This is a genomic window from uncultured Allobosea sp. (assembly GCF_945957345.1).
GTDB lineage: Bacteria > Pseudomonadota > Alphaproteobacteria > Rhizobiales > Beijerinckiaceae > Allobosea.
The window spans coordinates 1-5,618 of sequence record NZ_CAMFKW010000100.1 but is presented as its reverse complement, the minus strand read 5'-3'; the positions used below and the strand labels follow the sequence as shown (position 1 = coordinate 5,618).

The following is a 5,618-nucleotide window of genomic DNA, read 5'->3' as shown; positions in this document are numbered from 1 at the left end:
GCGCAAGGGCGATCCCATCCGCGTTGAGATCGACGAGCATCCGCGCGGTGACACCACGCTGGAGAAGCTCGCCAAGCTCGGTACGCCGTTCCGCAAGGAAGGCGGAACGGTGACCGCGGGCAATGCGTCGGGCGTCAATGACGGGGCCGCTGCGCTGATCGTCGCCTCCGAGAAGGCGGCGGCGAAGTACGGGCTGACGCCGATCGCGCGCGTCCTCGGCGGGGCGACCGGCGGCATCGCGCCGCGTGTGATGGGTCTCGGGCCGATCCCAGCCACGCGCAAGCTCTGCGAGCGTTTGGGTCTCAAGCCCACGGATTTCGACATTGTCGAGCTGAACGAAGCCTTCGCCTCGCAGGGCATCGCCGTGCTGCGCGAGCTCGGGATCGCCGAGGACGGTGCGCATGTGAATCCGAATGGCGGCGCGATCGCGCTCGGTCATCCGCTCGGCATGTCCGGCGCCCGCATCAGCGGCACGGCCGCGCTGGAACTGTCCCTGACCGGCAAGAAGCGCGCGCTCGCCACCATGTGCATCGGCGTCGGCCAGGGCATCGCCGTTGCCCTCGAACGAGTCTGACACGACGGGATAATTTCCCGCCGGCACCGGGTAGCGCGCCAGGACGGCGCCGGTGGCCGAGGTCGTGAAGATTGATCCGGTGCGTTCGCTCTATCCGGAGCGGTCCGAATGCCCGCCATTGGTGTCAACCGGATCATCAAAAGCCCGCTATCGGGCCGTCCTCCTCGCGGTGTCGTGTATGCTTGGCGTAGTCGGGGCATACTCGCCTGACTGAAGGCCGATCAAAAAAACGAGATTCGGCGGCTGAGGCGGCAGGCCCGGCGCTCGCCGATCCCTTCCCGGCATCGAAACCATGGCGATGGCTGCAGAAGACGCAGAAGACCGGCAAGGCGGCGCTTGCCTGCGATCTCGCGTCACCGGGCGTCGGTGTGGATATCGGCGAAAGCGCAGCACGGGTCGCCCCGTTGCTCGCTTTGCCGTCGAGCCACATTCGTGAATGTTCAGGAGAGGACATCGCCGGCTGAGCTGTTTCCCGTGAGCCACGGAACAGCACGACCGAAATGCTTTCCTAATGATATGCTTCTTATCGGCTATCGATTATTCGAGCGATACTACGCAGGCAAAGTTGATAGCCATGCGTCCCAAACCCTGCGATGACCCCATCGGCGCGGAGGGAGACATAGGAATGATGCCTGAACGCTTCACGTTTGTGGACATTTGAGATGTGGCATTCGAACACCGGATTGTCGAATGTATTCAGGGCATCAAGGATCGCAACCGACGTATGGGTGAATGCGCCTGGGTTGATGATCAAACCGCCGGCGATCTCTCTCGCCTCATGTATCCAGTCGATGATCTCGTATTCGCGATTGCTCTGATGGAAGCGCAGTTCAAGTCGAAGCTCCTCAGCAAGCTTGCCGCATTCGCGTTCGACGTCCGCAAGGGTTTCGTCGCCGTAGATATGGGGCTGGCGCTTCCCGAGCAAATTTAGATTTGGTCCGTTGATAAGGAAAACAACTCGGCTCATTGATCATCCTCGGTAGTTAATTTAAGATTTTTCGATTTTAGAGCATCGCCTCGATAAGTGAAAAGCGGTCAGTGAAAAGCCGATGCTGAGGCAAATCCTAGACCATCGGGCCGGGACGACATTCGGCCCGACGGTCTAACGCGCCGCGATCTGTTCGAAATCACTGAGCATTCGCTCAATGTCTGGCTCGACGCTGGCGAATAGGCGGAACTGCCCGGCAGCCTGCAGGACGGTCATTGTCCCGCCGTTCAGGGCTTTTGCGCCCAGCGCGCGCGCCTTGCGCAGCAACTCTGTCTCTCGTGGGAAATAGATGATGTCGATGACCCACAAATCGGAGCGCAAGAATCGCTCTGGCAGCGGCATCCCCGGATGCGCGTCCATGCCGACAGGCGTCGCATTGACGAGGCCTTCCGCCGAGGCGACCGCGGCTTCGAGATCATCTCCGCGCCGGATCCGTCCTTCTCCGAAATGCCGCGTCAGGGTATCCACGACACGGTCAGCTTTGCCGGCGTCGACGTCGAAGATTGTCAGGTTCTGCACTCCCACGGTCAGTGCTGCGAAGGCGACCGCGACGCCGGCGCCGCCGGCGCCGAGCTGGACGACGTTCGCTCGCGGCTGCCCGTCCATGTCACGGCGGAACATCTCGGCGAACCCTACCCAGTCGGTGTTGTGGCCGATCCGTTTGCCGTCCCTGAAGAGCACGGTGTTGGCAGATCCGAGCGCCTGTGCCGCTTCGGAGAGTTCGGTCAGATGCGAAATGACGAGCTGCTTGCACGGATGCGTGATGCCCAGGCCGTCGAAGCCGCATCGTTCAGCGCCAAGCAGCAATTCGGGCAAGGCGGTTTCGTCGAGCCCGAGCCTGGCGATGTCGATGAGCCTGTAGAAGTAGCGAAGACCTTGCTGTTCGCCTTCGCGCATGTGGATCTCAGGCGCGAGCGACTGTTGGATGTCAGCGCCGATCAGGCCGATCAGCACGGCGGGCTTGCTTGAGGGCATGGGATTCCCGGGAGTTGTTAAAGCTTCGTGAATGCGCCTGCCGCGGCAGCGGATCGTCGACGTTTCGCTACCTCGCGACCGGAATGACGCCGCCGGTGGTGATCGCCTTGAGAATCGCATCGACGACCCGCAGATTCTGGAGGCCGTCGCGCACCGTGACCAGCGGCTCTGCCTTCCCCTCGATGACGTCGCAGAAATGGTCGATCTGCTGGGCGAGGGGGTCCGTCACGTCGAGTGGCAATCTGGTTTTCTCCAGGGCCTTATGCCAGGAGCGGTCCTCCTCCCTGATGTATCTCTGCAGCCGCATCGTCGGGATGGCCAGTGTGCCCCAGGTTCCGCTCACCAAGTAGCAATCGTCATCGTCCGTATGAGCCTTGGCGAAGCGGAACTTGTCTTCCCCGGAGGTGTGCTCCCAACTCCTGTCGGTCGCGGCGGTATCCGAGAGAAGGAACGTGCCGAGTGCGCCGTTCTCGAAACGCAGCGTGATCGCGGCGGTGTCCTCGACTGGAAAGCCGCGGGTCGCGCTGGAGGCCATGGCCTGGACTTCGACGATCTCACCGACCAGTGCCCGCAGATTGCTGACTTCGTGGATCATATTGAGCATGATCGGGCCGCCGCCCGGTTCGCGCCTCCACGAAAACGCGCCGTCGAAATAGCCCTCGGACTCGGCCTTGTAGAACAGCGCGGTCCCGACCACCGCTACGATCTTACCCAATGCTCCGGAGCCGATCGTCTCGACGGCCTTGGCGATGACCGAGCCATACCGGCGGTGATGACCGACCAGCAGTTTCGCATTCGCTCGCTCGGCGATTTCAACGAGCTCAATGCCGCTTTCCAGAGTGTCGGCCACCGGCTTTTCGATGATCGCCGGGACACCAGCCTCGATACACTGCTTCGCGTGGACGACGTGCAACTGATTGGGAGTTGCGAGAACGATGCCATCGGGCTTCGCGGCCGCGAAGAGGGCTTCCATCGTCGGATACAACGGGACGCCAAGCTCTCGCGCCTGTTGAGCTGCGGCTTCCGAGGGGTCGACGATCGCTGAGAGATTGCAACGGTCGCTGTCCATGATCATGGCGATGTGGCGGCGGCCGATCAGGCCAGCACCGGCAACGGCTAGATTGAGATGTGGCAAAGGAATCCTCCCGCGATTCAGTCTGATTCAATTTCAATTTGGGGTTCGACGGAGCTACGCCGGCAGACGCTGGCAGCTTCGCGAGGAAGGCGGCCTCTACGGCGCGATTTTATCGGCGAGATGAGCGCGGAGATTGGTGCCGGTGCGATGGATGTGATCGCGCAGCCGCTCACATGCGAAGGCTGCGTCCCGCGCGACAGCGCCTTGCGCGATTTCGCTATGCTCGACGCTGACATTGCGATCGCCGGCGGTGGTGCGAAGAAAGGCGCGGCGATAGCGATCGTTAAGGTTGAGCAAAACGCGGCAAAAGCCCAGCAGGATCGGCATGCGGCAGCCCCCGATTAGAGTCAGGTGAAATTCGCGATGCCGGGCCTCCCATTGTTCCAGGAGTTCCGGTTGCCCGGCCTCGCGCGGCGTTCGGTTGAGACGATGCAGGGTCTGCATCACGCTGCTCTCCCAGTCCCTGTCGGCGACAGCAATGGCTTGGCGCAGCGCCAGCACTTCGAACTCTTCGCGAAGCCGGGTGATTTCCTCCAGATCTCCCAATAGGAGGGGGGGGACGCGGTAGCCCCGATTGTCCTCAAACTCCACCAAGCCGTCGGCGATCAACCGAGCCAGCGCCTCGCGCAGCGGGCTGAGGCTGACATCGAATGTCTCCCGCACCCGGGAGAGATTGATCTTGCTGCCCGCCTCCAACTGCCCGGAGATAATCGCTTCGCGGACTCGCTGAGCGAGCTGCGTAGCCATGGTATTTTTGCCGTCATCGGACCAGCCAGGCGATGTGTCCAACCCGCCCGCGGCGGGATCAATCGCGGCCGTCATAGGGAATTTTTCCAACTCGTCGCTCTCACGGCGGGCCGGGGACCCAGCCTCGCCAGCATGCGGTTTCGGAGCGCGGGTCAAGGGCATACTTGTGTCGGTCCATCTGAATAATCGATCTTTTGCAGTATCTAGGGCCGCCTAGGCAAGCCGAATTTTTCTTTCCCCATGCCGATGGGCTTTGCGCCCAGCGAGCGCAGTTAAATTATATTCATAGAATCAGTAAGATAGTCGCTTTCAAAAAAATGAGTTCACCAATACGCCTCGCATCGAGTGCCATTCGCCGAAATCAAGCTTGACGAATAATCGATAATCGTGCATTTCGACCCTAACGGAGGAAGTCAGTGTGTTGATTGAACGTCAGCAGGATGTGACACCCGCGGTCATCGCTGTGATGCAGCAGACAAAGGTGTGTTTCGGCGTGCAAGTTTGACCCCGTGAGGCGGGGGATCGGCGTCCAACTTTGACCCCCTTGAGCCGGTTTCGGTGAGACTGCCCGTCCTGGTTTCGGATGGGCGGGCGGGGGATGAAGGGCGTGGATACGATTGCGCGGATCCGGCGCGAGTTTTCGATCCGCGGGAAGACGATCAAGGAGATCGCCCGCGAGCTGCACGTCTCTCGGAACACGGTGCGCAAGGTGCTGCGCTCTGGCGCGACGTCGTTCGAGTATGAGCGGAAGGTTCAGCCGCAGCCGAAGATAGGGCCCTGGCGCCCTGAGCTGGATCGGCTGCTGATGGCGAACGACGGCAAGCCGGCCCGCGAGCGCCTGACGCTGATCCGTCTTTTCGAAGAGCTGCGGGATCTCGGCTACGAGGGCGGATACGATGCCGTTCGTCGCTATGCGCGAGGCTGGCGCCGCGAGCAATCCGCCGTCACAGCCGACGCCTATGTGCCTTTGAGCTTCGCGCCCGGCGAGGCCTACCAGTTCGACTGGAGCCACGAGATCGTCGTCATCAATGGCGCCACGACCCAGGTGAAGGTGGCGCATGTCCGGCTTTGTCACTCGCGCATGCTGTTCGTGCGGGCCTATCCGCGCGAGAGCCAGGAGATGGTCTTCGATGCCCATGACCGGGCCTTCGCCTTCTTCAAGGGCGCCTGCACGCGCGGCATCTACGACAATCTATGGA

Annotated in this window: 5 protein-coding genes and 1 pseudogene; 2 read left to right on the top strand and 4 right to left on the bottom strand. The window is 61.7% G+C overall.

Features of this window, described 5'->3' with window-relative positions; all coding sequences use genetic code 11:
• Positions 1-574: pseudogene (locus tag Q0Q36_RS24865) on the top strand (3-oxoadipyl-CoA thiolase); the annotation flags it as partial.
• 523 nt (positions 575-1,097) lie between these two features.
• Here Q0Q36_RS24865 and aroQ read toward each other — a convergent pair.
• The 4 genes from aroQ to Q0Q36_RS24845 all read right to left on the bottom strand — a co-directional run bounded on the left by aroQ (position 1,098) and on the right by Q0Q36_RS24845 (position 4,494).
• Positions 1,098-1,541 carry a type II 3-dehydroquinate dehydratase gene (gene aroQ, locus Q0Q36_RS24860; RefSeq protein WP_293802542.1) on the bottom strand — a complete coding sequence of 148 codons (444 nt, stop codon included), beginning with the start codon at positions 1,539-1,541 and terminating at the stop codon, positions 1,098-1,100.
• A 135-nt stretch (positions 1,542-1,676) separates the two neighbouring features.
• On the bottom strand, positions 1,677-2,516 hold the full coding sequence (locus Q0Q36_RS24855; RefSeq protein WP_367187201.1) for a shikimate dehydrogenase: 840 nt from the start codon (positions 2,514-2,516) through the stop codon (positions 1,677-1,679).
• 88 nt (positions 2,517-2,604) lie between these two features.
• Entirely contained in the window at positions 2,605-3,672 is a 1,068-nt protein-coding gene (locus tag Q0Q36_RS24850) for a Gfo/Idh/MocA family oxidoreductase (protein WP_293802538.1), read from the bottom strand.
• A gap of 96 nt (positions 3,673-3,768) precedes the next feature.
• Positions 3,769-4,494: a GntR family transcriptional regulator gene (locus Q0Q36_RS24845; RefSeq protein WP_044450820.1), complete on the bottom strand. Its 726-nt coding sequence runs from the start codon at positions 4,492-4,494 to the stop codon at positions 3,769-3,771.
• A 523-nt stretch (positions 4,495-5,017) separates the two neighbouring features.
• Here Q0Q36_RS24845 and istA point away from each other — a divergent pair.
• The coding region (gene istA, locus Q0Q36_RS24840) for an IS21 family transposase (protein ID WP_293802534.1) at positions 5,018-5,618 on the top strand (601 nt) is incomplete at its 3' end.